The organism is Pseudomonas putida (genome assembly GCF_028682475.1).
GTDB lineage: Bacteria > Pseudomonadota > Gammaproteobacteria > Pseudomonadales > Pseudomonadaceae > Aquipseudomonas > Aquipseudomonas putida_AG.
On the sequence record NZ_JANHLE010000130.1, the window covers coordinates 1 to 350 of the forward strand.

Genomic DNA, 350 nt, shown 5'->3' on the forward strand with positions numbered 1-350 from the left:
TGAGGTTGGCCTGCTTTTCCGCGCGGTATTCGCGCACCAGGTATTCCGCTTCGTGGTACAGGTCTGCCGGAATGAAGGCCCGCACCGGCGCCACCAGTGTGGCGATACGCGCATCGCGGGCGGCGGCTTCGGCCGGGCTGGGGCGGCCACCGTAACGGCGGTCCCGGGCTTCAGCTTGCAGCAGTTCATCCAGCCGATGCTGGGTGTCGAGCATGACCTTGCCCTGTTCAGGTGTGAGGCTGATGTCGCGGCCTTTGTAGCGGTAGTTGAGGGTGCCCGCCAGCTCCGCGCCGTCTTCGCTGACCAGGCTGCGGACAAAGCCGCCGACGCTCAGGCGCAGGTTGTTGTCA

Annotated in this window: 1 pseudogene; it reads right to left on the reverse strand. The window is 66.3% G+C overall.

The window, feature by feature from the left end:
• Positions 1–350, reverse strand: a pseudogene (locus NPS47_RS25490) (toxin VasX); the annotation flags it as partial.